23 protein-coding genes are annotated in these 20,022 nt (G+C 42.7%); 12 read left to right on the top strand and 11 right to left on the bottom strand.

The genetic code is table 11. The annotated features are described in order from the left end of the window. Positions 1 to 254 precede the first annotated feature (254 nt). The 6 genes from hemF to ACE5CV_RS00775 all read left to right on the top strand — a co-directional run bounded on the left by hemF (position 255) and on the right by ACE5CV_RS00775 (position 7,804). On the top strand, positions 255 to 1,169 hold the full coding sequence (hemF, locus tag ACE5CV_RS00800) for an oxygen-dependent coproporphyrinogen oxidase (RefSeq protein ID WP_374948245.1): 915 nt from the start codon (positions 255 to 257) through the stop codon (positions 1,167 to 1,169). 1 nt (position 1,170) lies between these two features. Beyond that, the gene (locus ACE5CV_RS00795; RefSeq protein WP_374948244.1) at positions 1,171 to 1,569 is read left to right on the top strand and encodes a hypothetical protein; all 399 of its coding nucleotides are present in this window, start codon (positions 1,171 to 1,173) and stop codon (positions 1,567 to 1,569) included. Between the two features lie 177 nt (positions 1,570 to 1,746). Beyond that, positions 1,747 to 4,395 carry a DNA gyrase subunit A gene (gene gyrA, locus ACE5CV_RS00790; protein WP_374948243.1) on the top strand — a complete coding sequence of 883 codons (2,649 nt, stop codon included), beginning with the start codon at positions 1,747 to 1,749 and terminating at the stop codon, positions 4,393 to 4,395. 5 nt (positions 4,396 to 4,400) lie between these two features. After that, positions 4,401 to 5,513 carry a tetratricopeptide repeat protein gene (locus tag ACE5CV_RS00785; RefSeq protein ID WP_374948242.1) on the top strand — a complete coding sequence of 371 codons (1,113 nt, stop codon included), beginning with the start codon at positions 4,401 to 4,403 and terminating at the stop codon, positions 5,511 to 5,513. 54 nt (positions 5,514 to 5,567) lie between these two features. After that, positions 5,568 to 6,815 carry a tetratricopeptide repeat protein gene (locus ACE5CV_RS00780; protein ID WP_374948241.1) on the top strand — a complete coding sequence of 416 codons (1,248 nt, stop codon included), beginning with the start codon at positions 5,568 to 5,570 and terminating at the stop codon, positions 6,813 to 6,815. Between the two features lie 194 nt (positions 6,816 to 7,009). Next, positions 7,010 to 7,804 carry an SDR family NAD(P)-dependent oxidoreductase gene (locus ACE5CV_RS00775; protein WP_374948240.1) on the top strand — a complete coding sequence of 265 codons (795 nt, stop codon included), beginning with the start codon at positions 7,010 to 7,012 and terminating at the stop codon, positions 7,802 to 7,804. Between the two features lie 54 nt (positions 7,805 to 7,858). On the opposite strand, the gene ACE5CV_RS00770 is transcribed toward ACE5CV_RS00775, so the two are convergent. Beyond that, positions 7,859 to 8,068: a hypothetical protein gene (locus tag ACE5CV_RS00770; protein WP_374948239.1), complete on the bottom strand. Its 210-nt coding sequence runs from the start codon at positions 8,066 to 8,068 to the stop codon at positions 7,859 to 7,861. 191 nt (positions 8,069 to 8,259) lie between these two features. Here ACE5CV_RS00770 and ACE5CV_RS00765 point away from each other — a divergent pair, with 191 nt between their 5' ends. From ACE5CV_RS00765 to ACE5CV_RS00750, 4 genes are read left to right on the top strand one after another with little or no spacing between them, the layout of a single operon-like run. Continuing rightward, on the top strand, positions 8,260 to 8,742 hold the full coding sequence (locus ACE5CV_RS00765; protein ID WP_374948238.1) for a DUF4442 domain-containing protein: 483 nt from the start codon (positions 8,260 to 8,262) through the stop codon (positions 8,740 to 8,742). A 1-nt stretch (position 8,743) separates the two neighbouring features. Continuing rightward, entirely contained in the window at positions 8,744 to 9,199 is a 456-nt protein-coding gene (locus ACE5CV_RS00760) for a GNAT family N-acetyltransferase (protein ID WP_374948237.1), read from the top strand. A 16-nt stretch (positions 9,200 to 9,215) separates the two neighbouring features. After that, complete coding sequence (locus tag ACE5CV_RS00755) at positions 9,216 to 9,839, top strand: helix-turn-helix domain-containing protein (protein ID WP_374948236.1); 624 nt, start codon at positions 9,216 to 9,218, stop codon at positions 9,837 to 9,839. Between the two features lie 60 nt (positions 9,840 to 9,899). Further along, entirely contained in the window at positions 9,900 to 11,267 is a 1,368-nt protein-coding gene (locus ACE5CV_RS00750) for an MATE family efflux transporter (protein WP_374948235.1), read from the top strand. Here the strand turns inward: ACE5CV_RS00750 and ACE5CV_RS00745 are convergent. From ACE5CV_RS00745 to ACE5CV_RS00715, 7 genes are all read right to left on the bottom strand, one after another. Beyond that, positions 11,264 to 12,166: a histone deacetylase gene (locus tag ACE5CV_RS00745; protein WP_374948234.1), complete on the bottom strand. Its 903-nt coding sequence runs from the start codon at positions 12,164 to 12,166 to the stop codon at positions 11,264 to 11,266. The genes ACE5CV_RS00750 and ACE5CV_RS00745 overlap by 4 nt on opposite strands. Before the next feature lie 6 nt (positions 12,167 to 12,172). Then, entirely contained in the window at positions 12,173 to 13,027 is an 855-nt protein-coding gene (locus ACE5CV_RS00740; protein ID WP_374948233.1) for a bestrophin family protein, read from the bottom strand. Next, positions 13,024 to 14,316, bottom strand: a complete 1,293-nt coding sequence (gene kynU, locus ACE5CV_RS00735; RefSeq protein WP_374948232.1) for a kynureninase — start codon at positions 14,314 to 14,316, stop codon at positions 13,024 to 13,026. Before kynU ends, ACE5CV_RS00740 begins: the two co-directional genes overlap by 4 nt. 69 nt (positions 14,317 to 14,385) lie before the next feature. Beyond that, positions 14,386 to 14,883 carry a pyridoxamine 5'-phosphate oxidase family protein gene (locus ACE5CV_RS00730; RefSeq protein ID WP_374948231.1) on the bottom strand — a complete coding sequence of 166 codons (498 nt, stop codon included), beginning with the start codon at positions 14,881 to 14,883 and terminating at the stop codon, positions 14,386 to 14,388. 41 nt (positions 14,884 to 14,924) lie between these two features. Continuing rightward, positions 14,925 to 15,527: a DNA-3-methyladenine glycosylase gene (locus ACE5CV_RS00725; RefSeq protein ID WP_374948230.1), complete on the bottom strand. Its 603-nt coding sequence runs from the start codon at positions 15,525 to 15,527 to the stop codon at positions 14,925 to 14,927. Further along, positions 15,524 to 16,180 carry an alpha/beta hydrolase gene (locus ACE5CV_RS00720; RefSeq protein ID WP_374948229.1) on the bottom strand — a complete coding sequence of 219 codons (657 nt, stop codon included), beginning with the start codon at positions 16,178 to 16,180 and terminating at the stop codon, positions 15,524 to 15,526. Before ACE5CV_RS00720 ends, ACE5CV_RS00725 begins: the two co-directional genes overlap by 4 nt. Next, the gene (locus ACE5CV_RS00715) at positions 16,177 to 16,656 is read right to left on the bottom strand and encodes a GAF domain-containing protein (RefSeq protein WP_374948228.1); all 480 of its coding nucleotides are present in this window, start codon (positions 16,654 to 16,656) and stop codon (positions 16,177 to 16,179) included. The genes ACE5CV_RS00720 and ACE5CV_RS00715 overlap by 4 nt, the downstream gene beginning before the upstream one ends. 73 nt (positions 16,657 to 16,729) lie before the next feature. Between ACE5CV_RS00715 and ACE5CV_RS00710 the strand changes: the two genes are divergently transcribed. Continuing rightward, a complete protein-coding gene (locus ACE5CV_RS00710; RefSeq protein WP_374948227.1) occupies positions 16,730 to 17,440 on the top strand; it encodes a DUF3291 domain-containing protein in 711 nt (236 codons plus the stop codon). Beyond that, the gene (locus ACE5CV_RS00705; protein ID WP_374948226.1) at positions 17,437 to 17,685 is read left to right on the top strand and encodes a hypothetical protein; all 249 of its coding nucleotides are present in this window, start codon (positions 17,437 to 17,439) and stop codon (positions 17,683 to 17,685) included. The genes ACE5CV_RS00710 and ACE5CV_RS00705 overlap by 4 nt, the downstream gene beginning before the upstream one ends. 216 nt (positions 17,686 to 17,901) lie before the next feature. Here the strand turns inward: ACE5CV_RS00705 and ACE5CV_RS00700 are convergent, their stop codons facing one another. The 3 genes from ACE5CV_RS00700 to ACE5CV_RS00690 form a co-directional block, all read right to left on the bottom strand. Continuing rightward, positions 17,902 to 18,618 carry a diphthine--ammonia ligase gene (locus ACE5CV_RS00700; protein WP_374948225.1) on the bottom strand — a complete coding sequence of 239 codons (717 nt, stop codon included), beginning with the start codon at positions 18,616 to 18,618 and terminating at the stop codon, positions 17,902 to 17,904. Between the two features lie 43 nt (positions 18,619 to 18,661). After that, positions 18,662 to 19,348: an NAD-dependent deacetylase gene (locus ACE5CV_RS00695; RefSeq protein ID WP_374948224.1), complete on the bottom strand. Its 687-nt coding sequence runs from the start codon at positions 19,346 to 19,348 to the stop codon at positions 18,662 to 18,664. A gap of 232 nt (positions 19,349 to 19,580) precedes the next feature. Continuing rightward, on the bottom strand, positions 19,581 to 20,022 hold a 442-nt coding region (locus ACE5CV_RS00690), incomplete at its 5' end, for a DUF6580 family putative transport protein (protein WP_374948223.1).

The following is a 20,022-nucleotide window of genomic DNA, read 5'->3' as shown; positions in this document are numbered from 1 at the left end:
TTGTGGTGCATTATGGAATGATCAAAAGCGGTTATATTATGATGATAATCCTTACGGTAATATCCCTATTGGCTTTGAGCCAGCTGAAAGAAACTTTTGGCAAGGATTTGAATTATATTGAAGAAGATGCGGGCATCAGCTGATGCCCGCCGGGTATTTAAACCGCTCAATTAGCTCAAAAGACAATTTAATAAGTTTGTTTAGATTTGGCGGTTGTAAATCACTAATTCAATAAATCACTAATTCATTAATTAATGATCAGCAAAGAACAAATAGCCGCCGACTACCAGCAGATACAGGACGAAATATGTAAAGCGCTGGAGGCTACAGATGGCAAAGCTGTTTTTGAGGAAGAAATTTGGGAGCGTGAAGGCGGCGGCGGCGGCCGTACCCGCATCATCCAAAATGGAAATATTTTTGAAAAAGGTGGTGTTAACTTTTCGGCAGTGCACGGTCATCTACCGCACACCATGAAAAAGGCCTTAAATGTTGAGCAGGACGATTTTTTTGCTACCGGCATTTCTATTGTGATCCATCCCAACCATCCGCTGGTGCCTATTATCCACATGAACATCAGGTACTTTGAAATGCCTTCATCATTCGCCAATGCTGCAGGGCCTGTACGCTGGTTTGGCGGGGGGATCGACCTTACGCCGCACTATGTGGTTGAAGACGATGCAAGGTTTTTTCACAATAGACTGAAAGCTGTCTGTGATCAGTTTTATCATGATTTTTATCATCGGTTTAAGGTTTGGGCCGATGATTATTTTTTTATCAAACACCGCGAAGAAACACGGGGTATCGGGGGCATTTTTTATGACCGACTAACCGCTAACGACGAAATGTCGTGGAGTGATATATTTGAGTTTTCAAAAGCTGTCGGCCGCTCGTTCGTGCCAATTTACACAGAGCTGGTCAACCGCAACCGTGACAAGGAATTTACCGGGCAACAGCAGCAGTGGCAATACCAGCGCCGTAGCCGTTACACCGAATTTAACCTGGTTTATGATGCAGGCACCCGTTTTGGGCTAGAAACTAATGGCCGTATCGAATCTATCCTGATGAGTTTGCCGCCCACTGCGCAATGGGTTTATAATTATCAGCCACAGCCCGGCAGCGAGGAAGAAAAAACTTTATCATTATTAAAAAAAGGCATTAGCTGGGCTTAAGATGTATCCAAAATCACTTTCAGCAATAATCGTTATTGCCGTATGCTGTTCATTCCAGGCAAAGCCAACTCTTAAGGGTGTTTGGGAGTATGCAGGCGACATTTATAATGGTAAAAAGCAGCAGGCACCTGTTAACTATAAATTGCAGCGCAATTACGATAACAACCGTTACGACGCTTTCTTTTTAGAGGATGGCGAAAAGCCTGTGCTTTATGAAAAAGGCGACTATGCGTTAAAGCTTGATACCTGTAAGGAAACCCAATCCTATAGTAGCCAGCCATCTAAGTTACTCGGCATCAGTGTAAAATACATCTACCAAATAAAAAACGATACGCTTACTTTAAGCGGTAGGCTGCCAAGTGGCGCTGTAGTACAGGAGTATTGGAAAAGGGTTAAATAAGCCTATAAGGCTTATAATACATATCTATGGCCTTTATGCACCTTAAAAACCGTTAAAAACAAGTGCAAATGTTAGGAAATTAAGCCGCCTAAAACGATATAAATTCTTAACTTCGCAAGTCGTTTAAAAACCAATTTTAATTGCGACAACAGATCAAATTTTCCACTAAGAAAAAAAATGGCTGAAGAAACAGGAAACGAAACTCCACAGAACGAAGACAGGATAATATCGATTAATATTGACGAGGAGATGCGTGCCGCTTACATTGATTATTCAATGTCGGTTATTGTATCAAGGGCATTGCCCGATGTGCGCGACGGTTTAAAACCCGTACACAGGCGTGTATTGTATGGTATGCTTGATCTGGGTTTGTACAATAACAAGCCTTATAAAAAATCGGCCCGTATTGTGGGCGAGGTACTTGGTAAATATCACCCGCATGGCGATACATCCGTATACGATGCCATGGTGCGTATGGCGCAGGACTGGAGCCTTCGCTACCCGTTTGTTGAAGGCCAGGGTAATTATGGCTCTATAGACGGCGACCAACCGGCAGCAATGCGTTATACCGAGGCCCGGTTAGAGAAAATAGCCGAAGAGATGCTTGCCGATATCAATAAGGACACTATCGATTTTCAGCTGAACTTTGACGATTCGTTAGAAGAACCAACTGTACTGCCTGCCAAATTCCCTAACCTGCTGGTTAATGGTGCAAGTGGTATCGCGGTAGGTATGGCTACCAATATGGCGCCACACAACCTGTCGGAAATTGTTGATGCTACCATTGCATTGATAGATAACCGCGGCATTGAAGTGGCCGAACTGATGAATTACGTAAAAGGTCCCGATTTCCCGACCGGTGGTATCATTTACGGATATGAAGGCCCGCGCCAGGCTTTAGAAACCGGCCGTGGCCGTGTAGTAATACGCGCACGTGCAGAGATAGAAACCTACAACGGTGAGCGCGAGCGTATCATTGTCACCGAGGTTCCTTACCAGGTGAACAAAGCGCTGATGATTGAGCGTACTGCCGAGCTGGTAAACGAAAAGAAAATTGAAGGCATTACCGCCATCCGCGATGAAAGTAACCGCGAAGGTATACGTGTAGTTTATGAAATAAAACGTGATGCTAACGCAGCGATAGTACTCAATAACCTGTACAAATATACCGCCCTGCAAACGTCATTCAGTGTAAATAATATTGCCCTGGTACATGGCAGGCCTATGCTGCTTAACCTAAAGGACCTGATCCATCATTTTGTTGAGCACAGGCATGAGGTAGTTATCCGCCGTACCAAATACGAATTGTCCGAGGCGGAAAAACGCGCTCACATCTTAGAAGGGTTACTAATCGCGTTAGACCATATTGAAGAGGTTATCCGCCTGATCCGTGCATCATCCTCACCTGATGAAGCCCGCGAAGGCTTAATGGCCAACTTTAGTTTAAGTGATATCCAGGCACGTGCCATTTTGGATATGACTTTAAGGCGTTTAACCGGGTTGGAGCGCGATAAGATCCGCGATGAGTATGATGCCCTGATGAAAACCATCGATTACTTAAAATCTATCCTTGCCGATGAAGGCCTGCGCATGCAGATCATCAAAGATGAGTTACTAGATATCAAAGCCAAGTATGGTGATGAGCGTAAGACAGAAATGGTTCACTCATCTGCAGAAATGCAAACCGAAGACTTTATTGAAGATGAGGATGTTGTGATCACTATTTCGCGCGAAGGTTACATCAAACGTACATCACTTACCGAGTACCGCCGTCAGGGCAGGGGCGGTAAAGGGTCATTAGGCAGCAACAGCCGTGATGCCGACTTTATAGAGCATTTGTTAATAGCAAGTAACCATAATTACATGCTGTTCTTTACGGAAAGCGGCCAGTGTTTCTGGTTACGTGTGTTCGAAATTCCTGAAGGTACCCGTACCTCCAAAGGCCGTGCCATTCAAAATATTATCAATATCCCTAAAGAAGAAAACATTAAAGCTTACATTAAGCTTAAATCGCTTAAGGATACCGATTACCTGGAGAACAATTTTATTATCATGTGTACCCGCAAAGGTGTTATCAAAAAAACATCTTTAGAGGCTTACTCACGCCCACGCGCAAACGGTATCAACGCAATTAATATCAACGAGGGCGATTCGTTACTGGAAGCGACCTTAACTACAGGGAGCAGCGAAATTGTAATGGCGCTGCAATCCGGCCGTGCGATCCGCTTTAATGAGTCCACTGTTCGTCCGATGGGCCGTACCGCAACAGGGGTAAGGGGAATTAGCCTGGATAGCGATAACGACGAAGTTGTTGGTATGATCGCTATTGACGATAAGGAAACCACGGTATTGGTTGTATCAGAAAAGGGTTACGGTAAACGTACCGACATTGATGACTACCGCGTTACCAACCGTGGCGGGAAAGGTGTAAAAACCCTTAATGTTACTGATAAAACAGGAAAACTTGTTGCCATAAAAGGTGTTACTGATAAAGAGGATCTGATGATCATCAACAAATCCGGCGTAATTATCCGCATAGCCGTTGGCGAACTGCGTACAATGGGCCGGGCCACGCAAGGGGTGAGGTTAATTACCCTTAAAGGTAATGATGAGATTGCATCGGTTGCTACAGTTGAACATGATGAGGAGGAAGTATTGGACGATGTAATTGTTGCCGAAGCGGAAGCCGATAAAGCAATTGCTGAAGCCACAGACGCCGACATCGCCGCGGGCGATGACAAGGTACAGCCAATTCATCCGGATACCGAAATTGATACAGGCGATGCTGAGGCAAACCCTGCCGATGACGATATAACAGAGGAATAATTTAAATGCAGTATAGCCGGAAAATAGGGTTATTGATTTTAGTGTTGTTTACTACATCTATTGCTTTTGGTCAAAAAGAAGCATTAAAGGTTGTAGTAAACAACCTTGCTTTTTATAAACAGAAAAATGATCTGGCATTTTTAGCAAGAGCCAAAAAATCTGCTGATAGTTTGATCGTAACGCGGTCCGACTCGTCGGATATCGAAAAAAACGTATACAGGCTGATCGTTAATTCCAGCATTGTATATACCGATTCGCTAAACAAGCTAAACCAGCCTGAAGATTTCCTGGACAAAACCGCTGCACTGTTTGACAAACTTTCGGACAAGCAGAAAGCTTTTAAATACCAATCAGAATTAGATTACGCCCGCCGAAGCATTAGTAATGCGTATATACGCCGCGGTTTTCAACTTACCCACAACGGCGATTTCGGCAAAGCCAACACCAATTTTCAACAGGCAAAAAAGTATTCGCCCGATTTTAAGCCGATCAATTCCTACATCGCTTTTACCAGCAGTAAACAGGGCAACCTGCAGGATGCCGCCAGGTATTATGGTAACCTGATTAAAACCGACAGTACGAAAATTGAATATCTACAGGCAGCTGCATTAGTTTACAAATCAATGGGTGATACTGCAAAGGCATTACAGGTGTTAAAAAAAGGCAGGAAACTGTTACCGAACGATAAGCAGCTTTTACAGGATGAGGCAAATATTTACAATAACAAAAGGGACTATAAAGCGTTAGAACCACTGTTAGGTGAGCTTTTGGACAACAACAGCAATAACGCTGATGTTACCTTTGTTGCTGCTAATTGCTACGATCATCTAAACAATTACGATAAAGCAGAGTCTTTATATTTGCGTACCATAGAGTTGAACGGGTCTGCTTATGAGCCGGTTTTAAATCTTGGTTTGCTATATTTTAAACGAAGTGCTTTAAAGGGGAATGACAACGGCCGCAATATTACAAACGCCATTTTATGGTTAGAGAAAGCTAACGAAATGGCACCCCGCGATAAAAAATGCCTTGAATTGCTGCAAATTGCTTACACTAAAACCGGTAATCAAAACCAGCTGCGCAGGGTAACCGACAGGTTAGAAGAATTTACCAATTAACACAATACAATTTGTACCGTTAACACGGCACATTAACACTAAAAACAACTACTAATGAAAATCAAATTTTTGATGACGGGTCTGTTAGGCTTGATTTCTGCAACAACCTTTGCTCAAAAAGGTGAATTAGCAAATGCGCAAAGCAATTTAGACAAATTCGAAGCTTTCCGTACGGCACAGCCAGCATTAGCATTGCCTAGCTTAAACTCAGCAAAGACTGCTATTGACAAGGCTGCTGCTAACGAAAAAACTGCCACTTTGCCACAAACCTATGCGTTAAAAAGCGCCATTTATGCCCAGTACGCATTGTTAGATACTGTTGCTGCAACCTCAACGCCGTTGTTTAACACCAGTGCAGAAGCATTAAAAAAAGCTAAAGAATTAGACACCAAAGGCGAATTTAAAAAGATAACAGACAATGCCAACGCAGTGTTGGGCAATATTCAGCTGAATAAAGGTGTAAACGAATACAAAGCGGGTAAATTTACTGATGCTTATAAATCTTTTGATTTTTATCGTAATACTGCGCCTGAAGATACTACCGGTATTTATTACACCGGCCTTGCAGCGTTAAATGCTAAAGATTATAAATCGGCAGCTACAAATTATAGCAAACTGGTAACTACCAAATATTCAAATACGGAGCGTATTTATGGCGACCTAACCTCCATTTACCTGTTAAACAAAGACACAGCAAGTGCTTTAAAAACGGTAACCGAAGGTTTAGCAAAATTTCCAAATAACTCAGATATGAGGAGGAACGAAATTGCCATGAGCTTACAGTTAGGCAAATCAAAAGAATTGCTTGAAAGGACCGAGGCAGCTATTACGGCTAATCCGAAAAACAAAGAATTATATTACTCTGCAGGTTTGGTGTACATGATAAACGGTGACAACGAAACTGAAAAAGCTTCTAAAACCAAAGATGTTGCTGCTAAAAATGCTTTATTAGCTGAAAAAGCGCAAAACTTTACTAAAGCTGCCGAAAAATTTAAAAAAGCTATTGAGATAGATCCAAACTACTTTGAAGCCAACATGAGCATGGGCTACGTAGTGATAAGCCCGGCAATAGAAATTTATAACGCTGCTGCAAAATTGCCGGCTTCCAAACAAAAAGAGTACGATGCGCAAATGACTAAAGCCAAAGCTCAATTTGAAGTTGCTAAACCTTATTTATTAAAAGCGGTTGAGTTAAACCCTAAATCAGCGGATGCGCTTAATAACTTGCTTACTTATTATAAAGGTAAACAGGATGCGGTGAATATTGCTAAACTGAATAAGCAAATTGCTGATCTGAAATAGTTTAAAGCCCATGCCAACAGGTATGGGCTTTAAATAAATATTATTACTTAACATAATGTTAATTATGAGATATTAACATTTTATTGTTTGATTGGAGTTTATTGGTGTTTTGTCAATCTTATTACATCTTATAAGCGAACTTAAAAGAATACAAATGAAATTAATTAAACTTGTTTACACATAATTGCATAACCATGGATTTAAATTTAAGAGATAAAGTTGCAATAGTAACAGGCTCAACTGCAGGCATAGGTTACGCCATAGCCAAATCATTGGCAGCCGAAGGTGCAACTGTTTATATTAATGGCCGTACTACCCAACGGGTTCATGATGCTGTCGCCAGGATAATTGCAGATACAGGTAATCAAAATATCAGAGGAATTGCTGCCGACTTTTCGAAAATTGATGAGATTAACAATTTGATTAGTGAGCTCCCGGAGGTTGATATTCTGATCAATAACGTGGGTATTTTTGATGCGAAAGAATTCAAGAACATACCAGATGAGGACTGGTTCCGGTTTTTTGAGGTAAACGTTTTAAGCGGCGTACGTTTGTCACGCGCTTATTTCGATAAAATGCTGGCTAAAAACTGGGGCCGCATTATTTTTATCTCAAGCGAATCGGCATTGCAAATTCCTGCAGAGATGATCCATTACGGGATGACCAAGACTGCGCAAATTGCTGTTTCCCGTGGCTTGGCTGAATTGTCTGCAGGTACAAGTGTAACCGTTAATACGGTTTTGCCCGGCCCGACAGCATCTGAGGGCTTAGGTGAATTTGTCAAATCGGTTGCCCGCGACCAGGGATTAACGGCTGATGAGATGGAAAAAGAGTTTTTCAAAAGCGTACGTCCGAGCTCGCTTGTCAAACGTTTTCTGGAGGTTGATGAAATTGCCAGCATGGTTACGTACATCGCAAGTCCATTATCGTCAGCTACCAACGGTGCTACCCTACGGGCCGACGGCGGTTTGCTTAAAAATGCTTTCTAAAGGGCAAAAAAAAAGCGCTGCAACATTTGCAGCGCTTTTTAATAATTTCAAGACTTATTGAGGTACTTTTTTAGTTGTATCTCTGGTTGTTGTATCTTTCTTCATTGTATCTGTAGGAGTAGTTGTTGGTGTCGACATAGTTGCAGTCGAATCCATTTTAGTACTGTCTGAACCACTACCTGCTGCCTTTTCGGAACTGCAACCTGTTGCAATTGTACCGATCATTGTCGCGACTAATGCGAAGCTTAAAATGTGCTTTTTCATAGATATGAGTTTAAAGTTGATAATCGTTTGATTAATGTTCATAATTATAACCACTTATCATACAAGTTGTTTTATAAACAATTAATCATTTGCAAGTTTTATTCCGAAAAATACGTTGTATATCATGTTAAAGGCACGTCAACTTTATTTGTTTTTGTCTGAATTGAACAATATTATTCTGATATTTAAAAATGCTTGTCGTGTCAGAACACACTTTAAAATGGCTGTTGCGCCTCTACCCTCCTCTTTTGCTACAACGTGTTTGGGTACAGGAATTTGGCCGCAATTTTAAAAGTGTAAAGGTAAAGATCAATAAAAGCTTAATCAACCGTAACTACAACGGGTCTATTTTTGGCGGAACCATTTTTGCCGCAGCCGATCCGTTTTTACCGGTGCTGTTTAGCCAGGTTTTAAACCCGGATGGTAAGCGTAAACTAAAAATATGGTCAAAATCTTCAAAAATTGAATTTTTAAAACCTGGGCTTACCGACTTATTTTTTGAACTAAAGATAACTGATGCAGATGTTTCAGAATTTGAACAGGCGCTAACTGTATTAGGTAAATATGAAAAAGCTTATCCTATCGAAATTTTTAATACCGGAGGCGAGGTTTGCGTTTTGTTACACAATGAAGTATATGTACGCGACCTGGATGTATCTAAAAGATTAATATAATATGCCCGTATTTATGAACGACGCTGTGTTTTTTAAGAAAGGATTTATTATCTCTACCGATAAAGCTTTGATTGATTTTGACGCAGTTTGCAATTATCTTATTAACGATTCATATTGGGCTAAAGGCATGCCGATTGAGAAAGTGCGTACTGCTATCGATAATTCTTTATGCTTTGGGATTTATAAAAATGGTAAACAAGCCGGTTTTGCCCGGATAATTACAGATAAAGCGACATTTGCCTACCTGTGTGATGTTTTTGTATTGCCGGACTGTCGGTCAATGGGATTATCAAAATGGCTGGTTCAAACTATTTTAGCCCATCCGGAGTTACAGGGATTACGCAGATGGTCGTTAGCGACGTTGGATGCACATGGTTTGTACCGCCAGTTTGGATTTGCAGAGATAACTAATCCGGAGAGATGGATGCAAATCTACACGCCTTACCTAAAAGATTAAAGGAGAAACCTACCAGATGAACTTACGCAGACAGATTTTAGAAGGCGAAGGCGTATCACTTGATTTTAAAAAGACGATTACCAGCTGCGAAAAGATTGCCAAAACGATGGTGTCCTTCGCCAATAATATTGGCGGCAGATTGTTGATCGGCGTGTTAGATGACGGCACTATCAAGGGGGTGAAATCTGAGGATGAAGAGCGTTATATGATTACGAAAGCGGCTCATTTTTTTGCACGCCCTGCCCTCGATCCTATTTTTGAGGAGGTATATTACGATGATAAACTGGTGTTGGTTGTAGATATTCCTGAAAGTCGCGATAAGCCCCACTATTCGCTTGCCGAAGATGGTAAGTGGTGGGTATATATCCGTGTGAAAGATAAAAGCGTACTGGCCAGCAAAATTGTTGTAGAAGTACTAAAACAGTCATCGAGCGATAAGGGTGTGCTTATCGAGTATACATCTAAAGAAAAAGCATTGTTAGAGCATCTGGAAAAAAGTGAGCGCATCAACGTAAAACAGTTCTGCGAATTGTTGAACATTGGCCGAAGGCGGGCGCAACGCATTTTGGTGAGTTTAGTACTTACCGGTGTGATACGGGTTCATACAACCGAAAAAGAAGAATTTTATACCGCATCCTGATTTAACAGGCATTTCATTTCGATTTAACGGGCTATTGCTTACTTTTGCAGCCCCCGCGCAATGAAAGCCACCTATCTTAAATATCAGCCTTACTATAAAGACAGCTTAAAACTGGCTATCCCGGTAGTAATATCGCAGTTGGGGCATACGCTTGTACAAATGTCTGATACGGTTATTGTCGGTCATTTTGCGGGCACAACTTCACTTGCGGCGGTATCATTAGTAACCAGTATTTTTATTGTGCCGATGGTAATTGGTATGGGTATCAGCTATGGCATTACCCCCCTTATCGCGCAGCATAACGGCCGTAAAAATTACGCAGAATGTGGGAAGCTGTTATCGAACAGTTTGTTTTTAAATATTATTACCGGTATCGGCCTGTTTTGCCTGATCTACTTTGGCGTAATCCTGGTTATTGATAAACTGCACCAGGCGCCGGCTGTAGTTGCTCAAGCTAAGCCATTTTTATTCCTGCTCAGTATATCGATTATTCCATTGCTTGTCTTTAATACCTTTAAACAATTTGCTGAAGGTTTGGGGTTTACCAAACAAGCTATGCAGATCACGATCTGGGGCAATGTGCTTAATATTATTATCGGCGTTATCCTGGTAAAGGGCATGTTTGGCATCCCGCCGATGGGTGTTCGCGGTGTAGGTTACAGTACACTTATCGACCGCATCCTGATGGCAACTGTTATGGCCATCTACGTTTTGCGGTCAAAGGATTTTAAAAAATATTTGGCTGATTTTGCGCTTAAAAATATTGATCGCCTGCGCGGGTTGCAAATCCTTAAAATAGGCGCGCCGGTGGCCATGCAATACACATTTGAAGTGAGCGCTTTTGGCGGTGCTGCAATCATTATCGGCAGTATCGGCGCGGTTGAACAGGCAGCCCACCAAGTGGCTATCAGTTTGGCGGCCATGACCTATATGATGGCGAGCGGCATCTCTTCGGCAGCTGCTATCCGGTCCGGCAATTACTTCGGCTCGGGCGATCATCCAAAGCTGCGGCTTTCGGCTATCTCCAACTACCATATTGTATTCGTTTTTATGAGTTGTACGGCTATCGTGTTTACACTATGTAACCATTTATTACCCTGGATCTATACTTCTGACAGGCAGGTGATCGCAATTGCGGAGCAGCTGCTTATTGTGGCGGCATTTTTTCAGTTGTTTGATGGTACACAAGTGGTTGGCCTCGGCGTGCTGCGTGGTATGGGCGATGTAAACGTGCCTACCCTGATTACTTTTATATCTTATTGGATCATCGGGCTTCCTATTGGATATCTATTGGGTATCCATTTTAATATGGCCGCGATGGGCGTATGGTACGGCTTGGTTTGCGGATTGATGTCAGCTTCTATTATGCTGTTCTGGCGTTTTCAGATTATTAGCAAGCGGCACCAGGTAATTATCCTATCAAATTAAAAGTACATGTCTACTGCGGTACGGTAGGTGTTACAATGTGCATCTACAATATCCTTAATATTTGGCGAGTAGCCCCCTCCCATGCTTACCTGCACAGGTAGATTCCGCTGTTTACATTGTTCAAACACAAAACGGTCACGCTCGCGGCAGCCTTCTTTGGTTAACGCAAGCTTACCTAATTTATCTGACGCCAATACATCCACACCTGCCAGATAGAAAATAAAATCAGGCTGATGGCGGTCTATCAGGGCCGGCAAGGTATCCTTTAGTAAACCCAGATATTCTTCGTCACCAATCCCATCATCCAGCGGGAGGTCAAAGTCCGAGCGCTCTTTTCTGAACGGGAAGTTCTTGTCGCCGTGCATCGAGAATGTAAATACACGTTTCTCCCTTTCAAAGATATGTGCCGTGCCGTTACCCTGGTGGACATCTAAATCAACAATTAAGATAGATTTAGATAAATTATAATTTAATAGGTAATTAGCTGCAATTGCCTGATCATTTAACATGCAAAAACCTTCGCCCCAGTTGGTGCCGGCATGATGGGTTCCGCCCGCTACATTAAATGCTACGCCGAATTCAAAAGCATAATGGCAGCAATCAATTGTGCCCCTTGCTATCCTCACTTCGCGTTCAATCAATTGTGCAGAAAGCGGGAATCCTATTCGCCGCTGTTCTTTTGGTGGTAAAGTCAGGTCGCGCAGTTGGTGCCAGTAATTCTCGTCGTGCGTAGCGATGATCAGTTCTTCATCCACCTTTCCCGGCGAGAATAAATTATCCGGGGTAATGACGCCTTCATGCAGTAATTGAGCGGGTATTAGCTCATACTTCAGCATGGGGAACCGGTGCCCGGCCGGCAAAGGGTGCGCATAGATGGGGTCGTAAGCGATCTTCAGCATATTGGACTAAGCGAATATCTCGCCAACATGTTTTTCGATGTTCTCGCAAATATTGTCCAGCGGCAGGTCATTGGCATCTGTGCCAAAAGGGTCTTCAATCTCTTCGGCTATCAGTTCGATACTGGCAAACACAAATAAGATAAAGCCGATAATAGGCATGATATAGTATTTTAATTCAAATGCCCAGGTAAAGGGTAACGTAACAATGTATGTGAAGATGAATTTTTTGATGAACACACTGTAAGAGAATGGTATTGGTGTCTTTTTAATACGCTCGCATGCGCCGCAAATATCTGTAAAAGAGGTAATTTCGGTAGTAATGCTTACTAATTGCTCAGGGTTGATCTGCCCTGCTTTATTAAGCTCATAAACCTTTTTAACGATGGCGGATGCAACCTGGTTAGGTACATGTTTGTCTTTATCTACAATTATAAATCCTTGGTGCTCTGCTGTGTAAAGCCCCCTGAGATGATCTTTTAGTACCCGGCCGTAATAAGGTATCATAAAATTGAAAAATACTGCGGAGTCGGTATCCACCAAATGTTTTAACTTGATGGCTAGATTACGGCTGTTGTTGGTTAGGCTTCCCCATATCTTGCGGCCCTCCCACCAGCGGTCATAAGCGGAGTTGATACGGAAAGCCAGCAGTAACGAAAATACAAAACCAATGGTTTGATGGATGTAAATCACCTTTTTCAGGATACTGTCTTCCTTAATGTGGAACACATCTAACAGCAAGAAAGTAACAACACCTGCGTAGGCAGCTACTGATAAAATAAGAGGAAATAGCTTGCTTAGAGTATCCGCTTTATCTACCCTGAAAATAAATGAAAACCAAAGTTTGGGGTTGTAATAGATCATAAACTATTTACAGCTTGCAATGCACTAAATAAATATTGTGAAGTTTGATAAACATCTGTAAACGTGTTATATAAAGGCACAGCGCTCAAGCGAATTACATCCGGTTCGCGCCAATCACCAATAACGCCGTTCGCTGCAAGGTGGTTGAATATAGCCTTTGCATTTTGCTTGCATACAACTGATAGCTGGCAACCCCTTGCCTCCGGATCTGTTGGTGTAATACTTCTATAAACATCGTCTCCATACGCCGTATTCACTTCAGCTATCAGATATTCCAGGTAGCCGGTTAGCAGCAAACTTTTTTGGCGCAAAGGCTGAAGGCCGCCCGCTTTGTCAAAAATTTCTAACGCGGCTTTGTGCAGGGCCATAAGCATAATGGGGCTAGTACTTACGTTCCATCCATCGGCTCCGTTCTCGGGTTTAAAGCCGGGGGCCATCAGAAAGCGTTTATCATGACGGTAGCCCCACCAGCCCGCAAAACGGTTAAGTGAGTCGTCGTTAAAATGTTTTTCATGTACAAATATGCCGCTAATGCCCCCCGGACCGGAATTCATGTATTTGTAAGAGCACCAGCAAGCAAAATCAGCCTCCCAGTCATGTAATTTTACCGGAACGTTGCCTGCAGCATGCGCCAAATCAAAACCCGCGTAGGCGCCGGCTTTATGGGCCGCAGCAGTGATGGCCTGCAGGTCGAAGAATTGGCCTGTATAGTAATTGATGCCACTGAACATTACAAGTGCCAGGTCATCGGCGTAGTGCTCTATCTGATTAACAATATCGTCGGTACGCAGAATGGTTTCACCAGCACGTGGCGCCACCTCAATAATGGCATCTTTAGGGTCGAAGCCATGATACTTAACCTGACTTTCCATCGCGTATTGATCGGATGGAAAAGCGCCTGCTTCCATTAATATTTTAAACCGTTTACCCGTTGGTTTATAGAAACTTACCATCAGCAGGTGAAGATTTACGGTAAGTGAGTTCATAACCGTAACTTCTGAAGGGTTGGCACCTAAAATCCCGGCGAGCGGGCCGCTTAATTTTTTATGGTAAGCCAGCCAGGGGTCGTCGCCTTGAAACCAGCCTTCAACCGCATTAATTCCCCAGGCTGTAAGTTGTTCCTGCAAGTAAATTTTGGCTGCCCTGGGTTGCAGCCCCAAAGAGTTGCCGCAAAGGTAAATCGCATCTTTTCCCTTATGCTGCGGGATTAAAAATTCATTTCTGAAAGACTGCAATGCATCCTGCTTATCAAGCTGCCGGGCAAATTCTAAATTATTCTGGTAATTCATTAGCCAATAATACAAAAAAGGCAGGTGAACACCTGCCTTTTTTAAGTACTTTAACGTTTGTAAGCGGATTTATAACGCGATATCGCCATGTTTACCCTCATCATACTGCTTACCGGTAACTACCGCTTTGAGCATGTTAAACAGCACTACCATACTGCTGCTGCTGCTATCCCAATATTCGGCATCGGTTGGGCTAACCTTTAAAAGTATCAGCTTCGGGTCGTCCAATCCCTCCGGGAAAAATGCCTGAATAAATGGGTTCCATAGCTGTTTCATTTTTTCTTTATCGTCTACCAGGCTTGCTTCAGCAACAATGCTTAAGTAAGTGTGATTCGCCACATCCGAATAAGTTAATGATACGGTATTTTCAACCGAAATTTCGCTTGCCTTTGGAGAGTATTCGTTAGTGAAAAACCAGATGTTACCTTCATCATCAACATCGGCTGTACCCATCGGCCTGCTATTAAATCCTTTTTCGGAACTGTAAGTGGTTAGCATCGCAGTTCTTACTTCTTTAACTTTGTCCTGTAAATATTTAAGTGATTCTGTTTTTGACCAGTTGCTCATAGTAATTGTATTTAGTTACTATTCATAAACCCTTGGTAATGTTATTTGTTGGGTTTGCTTACGTAAATATTTCCCTTTACATAAAACCGGTAAGGCAACAGTGCATCATCACCGGCATAACCAACGCCAATACGCGGCCCTGAGGCAACTTCGTCATCAGGTATGATCAAACCCTTGTCCTCAACCCATATCGTGTCGCTCTGCAAGCTTAATGCATTTATTTTGCGGGATATCCCTAAAGCCCTGGCTACCGAACCCGGCCCTTTAGTAATATTAGGTTTTAAGGTTTCCATATTTCTGCGCATCATCATCACATCTAAACCATCGGTAGGCTGGATACCGCGGATCAAGATAGCATGCGGAGTGCCTTCGGCTGAGGTAACGATGTTAAACATTTCATGAATACCATAGCAAAGGTAAACATAAGATACACCACCCTGCATGTACATGGTTTGCGTGCGCGGAGTCATCCGCCCGCCGAACGAGTGAGAGGCTTTATCAATAACTCCTGCATACGCCTCTGTTTCCACAATATATCCGCCTGTAACGTCACCATCAATAGAGGTAAACAAATACTTGCCAATCAAATCGTGGCTGAGCGCCACCACATCCGGGTTATGGTAATAATTTTCTGGAAGTTTCATTTATTTAGCAGGATATCAGACAGCACTTTGTTGATCTGGTCAGCTTTGTCAAAAACCATGATATGCGTTCCACCTTTTACTACAATGGTAGGGTTTTTAATGTTTTTGTAAGGAAAAACGAGGTCCTTATTGCCAATGAGTTGAAACAAATTTTGGGGGATAATATCATTTCGCCAATCTAAAATTGCTTTCATTGCCCATTTAATAAAAAAAGGAGATGACTCGCGGAGCATACTTCTAAATAAATTTAAGTCATCAGGACTCATTTCTCCGAAGACAAATTTAATCAAAAAGCCTACATGCGTCATTAGCCAATTAGGAATAGCTGTGTAAACAGGCACATTTCTAAAAAACTTAAAATACGCGGGAGTTTCACCATCAGTCTTGATACTCGATATCAAAACTACGGCTTTTAACTTGATGCGCTTTGCAATTTCTGTTGCGATAATCCCACCCAATGATACGCCAATAACGACTGAATCAGATTTGATATTGAAATGATCTATGATCAATTGTGAATAGTCGCTTAACGTATTTTTTATGTCTGGTAATAGCCAGTCGACAAACACAAGCTCGAAGTCTTCGGGTAAAAAAATATTCTTGAATAAACGCTTATCGGCACCAAGGCCGGATATTAGATAAACCTTGGTCATTGAAATTCGATCAGGCTGATGATATGCTGTAAATATTTTGCGTCGGTTTCATCAAACTCATTTAACTCAGAGCTATCTACATCCAGTACGCCTATCACTTCGCCATCATTAAGGACAGGTATTACGATCTCTGACCGTGACAGGGAACTACAGGCAATATGACCCGGAAATTCTTCGACATCAGGAACGATCAGCGTTTCGGCTCGCTCCCATGCTGCTCCGCAAACCCCCCGGCCTTTGGCTATCCGCGTGCAGGCTACCGGGCCCTGAAACGGGCCAAGAACCAATTCGTTAGACTTTACCAGATAAAAACCAACCCAAAACCATTTGAACTGTTCTTTTAGCGCAGCACAAACATTGGCCATATTGGCCACCAAGTCATTCTCGCCATTTAGCAACCCTTCTATCTGAGGGATGAGCGATTGATATTGATCTGCCTTATTAGCTGACGTAATTATTTTTAAATCCTCTGCCATGAAGCAAAAGTAACAATGCCGTGTTGAAAGTAAATAAGACAAATCTCATATTTAATATTTTATTTCGCAGTGCATGATCGTTAGCCTCACTATAGTTCGTTACCGTAAAGCGTTTGTACCGTTTGCCCTTTTAGCAATGGCCATACACCGGTTACCTATGCTTTTGCAAAGTGGCTGCACGTTTTGGAAGTTGCTTGGCAGCGGCCGCAACGGCACATTCGACCTGCAGCCCGATTGGCAACAGTGGGGTTTACTGGCCGTTTGGAACGGCCGGGATGATTATGAACAGTTCGTGGCCCGGTCACTTGTAAGCAAATGGTGGCGCGCATTCGCTACCGAAAGCTGGACGGTACTTTGCCAGCCGCTGCAAAGCCACGGTAAATGGGATGGTAAAGAACCATTCGGAAAACCCAATGCACCTGTTGCAGACGGGCCCATTGCAGTGTTGACCCGGGCAACAATTAAAATCAGCCGGTTAAAAAACTTTTGGTCGCATGTGGATGAGGTGGCGAATTTAATGGTGGATGCACCAGGGTACATTGCTTCTGTAGGTGTAGGCGAAGCACCGGTTTACCGACAGGCCACCTTCTCTGTCTGGGAAAATTTTGATGCTATGAAAGCCTTTGCTTATGGGAGTAAACAACACGCCGAGGTGATCAAAAAAACACGAAGTGAAGGCTGGTACAGCGAAGAACTATTCGCCCGGTTCGGGATCATTCAAAGCGTCGGCACATTAAACGGAACCGACCCGTTAGAGGGTCTGATTAACACGATCACAAAATGAGAATAATTGCAGAATTACCCCATCCCGATTTTAAAATTTCTATACTGAGTATGAACTCAAAATTTATAATCAAGATAGAAAAAGGTACCCTGGAGCAAACTTATAAGCTCCCCGAAATGGACCTTACTGATGGCGTTAATAGTGTGTTTGAATTGTTAGATGAAGATTTTTTAAATACTGTTTTAGCGCGCTTTACCGATATGCTAAAAGACTTCAAAAATGCTTATTATAGGTACAATTATTAGTGTTAAACATCTGTGATACAGTAGCTTAAAAACTGTCAATCCTCTATACAAAATTATATTTGGCAATATCTGCCTCAATTGATGTATAAATGCTCTAGAACGAACTGTCTAAACTAGATATCGTTGAGATAGGTTCCTTAATATACTGATTTGCATTTAATTATAAATTCAGTTAAATTTAAATTTGGCTTCATCTTTCGCAAAATAAATGAAAGGTTAAGCTTGTAGCAGGTCGCAAAACCAAAATCCTGTCGATTTTGATGAGCTGTGCACAACATCTCCATATTCGTTGGTTTTTGGCGAAGTATAATCTTTAAAAACCAATTCACCGGTTTTGTAATTTATAGGCTTTTTGAATATTGGCCCTTGAAATGCAAAAGTGTGGAACTCGCCATTTTCACCACAAACGTCTACCCCATCCGGCAAGCTTTTTACTAAATGCGGAGTTATTACCTTGCCTGCAAAATCCTTTAGCCGGTCCTGCACACAGGCGATAACGGTTCCAAATCCAAGTCCTAAAAATTCGTTGATCAGCTCATGGGTATCGCGTTTCCAGATTGGGTAAATGCCGGTTAAACCTGCCTCGGTCAGCCGGGCATCGCGGTACGCTTTCAGATCTTCCAGATGAATGTCGCCAAAGATGGAATGGGTAATCCCTTCAATTTTAAAATATGCCAGATGATGGGCCATAATGTTATCATAGTCTTCCATATTTGGCATCTCGGGCAGCCGGATCTGATATAGCGGGATGCCGATACTCTCCGCCTGTTGGATCAGTAATTCCGTACGGACGCCGTGCATCGAGATGCGGTCCGCTGCGTCGTTGATTGTGGTTACCAGGTAGCGGATATCCAAGTCGGGATTTTGCAGGCAATGATACAACGCCAGAGCGCTATCCTTGCCGCCGCTCCAGTTAAATATGCAAGAGGTCAATGTGATTTTAAGTTATTGAATTTATGATTAGCGGTTAATTGGCTCAGCTGATAGCAAGCAATTCATCAACCAGCATGGGTACCCCTATCGACGCTTTATAAGGCATTTCTACTATCCGGTTATTGCTTACAGTTGGGATGTTTGGATCGATGATGTATTTAGTTACACCGGACGGCACGTAATTGATAAGCCCTGCCGCAGGATAAACTGCAAGAGAAGTGCCTACCAAGATAAATATCCCGGCCTCTAAACATATGGATGCAGCTTTTTCTATCATGGGTACCGCTTCGCCAAACCATACTACATGGGCACGGAGCTGCGATCCTAATTCGCAGGTATCACCCATTTTTAGTTCCCACCCATCTATCGGATAGGTAAGGTTAGCTTTTAAGCTCGATTGCGATCTCGTGATGACACCGTGCAAGTGCACTACGTTTGCCGACCCGGCCCGCTCATGCAGGTCATCGATATTTTGCGTTATGATAGTCACCTCGTACTTTTGTACCAGCTTTGCAAGCGCGTAATGTGCAGCATTTGGCTGCGCCTCCAACACCGACTTTCGCCGCTCGTTGTAAAACTGCTGCACCAGTTCCGGATTTCGCGCCCAGGCTTCGGGTGTGGCAACGTCTTCAATGTTGTACCCCTCCCAAAGGCCATCGCTGTCCCTGAATGTTTTTAAGCCGCTCTCGGCACTTATCCCGGCACCGGTAAGCACAACTACTCTTTTCATAATTACGTGTTAATTTGCACAAAAAAAAGCGGTTAGTCCAATGTCTAACCGCTTTCTCAATTTTATAAAGGCCTTTGCTTTTTACCACTAAAGGTGCAAAGATTAGCAAAAACCTGTAAAACGTTCACGTTCACCGCCGTGAACGCGTGCTTTTTATATAAATAACTCATTATTAACCCTATAGTATTTTTGCTACTGACAAGATAACGCCACCATTTTAACGGAAATTTATTTACAAAGCCAGTTGTTTGCGGTTTTGTAAAACGGTGTATCTGCCTTTTGCCAATTCAAACCCGCCGAAGAGGATAATGCCAAATAATACATCGCCCAACACCATGTTCTTCTCGAACGGAATAGCAGCCATTAACGATTGCCCATAACCTGCTAAGGTGTGCGGGTACATGGTGCCGTACAACCAGGGCAGATCCATAATTAACCAGTGTACGGCAACACCTGCCAACGATGCAAGAGCGACATTTTGAAAGTTTACTTTTTTAATAAAGCTGCCAATTAACACCATTATAGCAAAACAGCCGTACATCCATAAAGCACTTGTGTGAAACAGCACCCATTTGGATGTGTACAGGTAGTTAATGAATATATCACTTACAAAAAGTGCAGCAAGCGGTACCAAATATGCTTTCCATTTATCAGTAAAGTAAGCGCCGCCAAAT

The organism is Mucilaginibacter sp. (assembly GCF_964263795.1).
Taxonomy (GTDB): Bacteria; Bacteroidota; Bacteroidia; order Sphingobacteriales; family Sphingobacteriaceae; genus Mucilaginibacter.
This window is presented reverse-complemented; position numbering and strand designations above follow the sequence as displayed.

Coding starts and splice junctions, on each gene's coding strand:
- ACE5CV_RS00730 (WP_374948231.1), bottom strand. CDS start 14,883: ATGAGCAACTGGTCAAAAACAGAATCACTTAAATATTTACAGGACAAA.
- ACE5CV_RS00785 (WP_374948242.1), top strand. CDS start 4,401: ATGCAGTATAGCCGGAAAATAGGGTTATTGATTTTAGTGTTGTTTACT.
- ACE5CV_RS00695 (WP_374948224.1), bottom strand. CDS start 19,348: ATGAAAAGAGTAGTTGTGCTTACCGGTGCCGGGATAAGTGCCGAGAGC.
- ACE5CV_RS00795 (WP_374948244.1), top strand. CDS start 1,171: ATGTATCCAAAATCACTTTCAGCAATAATCGTTATTGCCGTATGCTGT.
- ACE5CV_RS00775 (WP_374948240.1), top strand. CDS start 7,010: ATGGATTTAAATTTAAGAGATAAAGTTGCAATAGTAACAGGCTCAACT.
- ACE5CV_RS00715 (WP_374948228.1), bottom strand. CDS start 16,656: ATGGCAGAGGATTTAAAAATAATTACGTCAGCTAATAAGGCAGATCAA.
- hemF (WP_374948245.1), top strand. CDS start 255: ATGATCAGCAAAGAACAAATAGCCGCCGACTACCAGCAGATACAGGAC.
- kynU (WP_374948232.1), bottom strand. CDS start 14,316: ATGAATTACCAGAATAATTTAGAATTTGCCCGGCAGCTTGATAAGCAG.
- ACE5CV_RS00750 (WP_374948235.1), top strand. CDS start 9,900: ATGAAAGCCACCTATCTTAAATATCAGCCTTACTATAAAGACAGCTTA.
- ACE5CV_RS00780 (WP_374948241.1), top strand. CDS start 5,568: ATGAAAATCAAATTTTTGATGACGGGTCTGTTAGGCTTGATTTCTGCA.
- ACE5CV_RS00710 (WP_374948227.1), top strand. CDS start 16,730: ATGATCGTTAGCCTCACTATAGTTCGTTACCGTAAAGCGTTTGTACCG.
- ACE5CV_RS00745 (WP_374948234.1), bottom strand. CDS start 12,166: ATGCTGAAGATCGCTTACGACCCCATCTATGCGCACCCTTTGCCGGCC.
- ACE5CV_RS00755 (WP_374948236.1), top strand. CDS start 9,216: ATGAACTTACGCAGACAGATTTTAGAAGGCGAAGGCGTATCACTTGAT.
- ACE5CV_RS00770 (WP_374948239.1), bottom strand. CDS start 8,068: ATGAAAAAGCACATTTTAAGCTTCGCATTAGTCGCGACAATGATCGGT.
- ACE5CV_RS00740 (WP_374948233.1), bottom strand. CDS start 13,027: ATGATCTATTACAACCCCAAACTTTGGTTTTCATTTATTTTCAGGGTA.
- ACE5CV_RS00725 (WP_374948230.1), bottom strand. CDS start 15,527: ATGAAACTTCCAGAAAATTATTACCATAACCCGGATGTGGTGGCGCTC.
- ACE5CV_RS00720 (WP_374948229.1), bottom strand. CDS start 16,180: ATGACCAAGGTTTATCTAATATCCGGCCTTGGTGCCGATAAGCGTTTA.
- ACE5CV_RS00765 (WP_374948238.1), top strand. CDS start 8,260: ATGCTTGTCGTGTCAGAACACACTTTAAAATGGCTGTTGCGCCTCTAC.
- gyrA (WP_374948243.1), top strand. CDS start 1,747: ATGGCTGAAGAAACAGGAAACGAAACTCCACAGAACGAAGACAGGATA.
- ACE5CV_RS00760 (WP_374948237.1), top strand. CDS start 8,744: ATGCCCGTATTTATGAACGACGCTGTGTTTTTTAAGAAAGGATTTATT.
- ACE5CV_RS00705 (WP_374948226.1), top strand. CDS start 17,437: ATGAGAATAATTGCAGAATTACCCCATCCCGATTTTAAAATTTCTATA.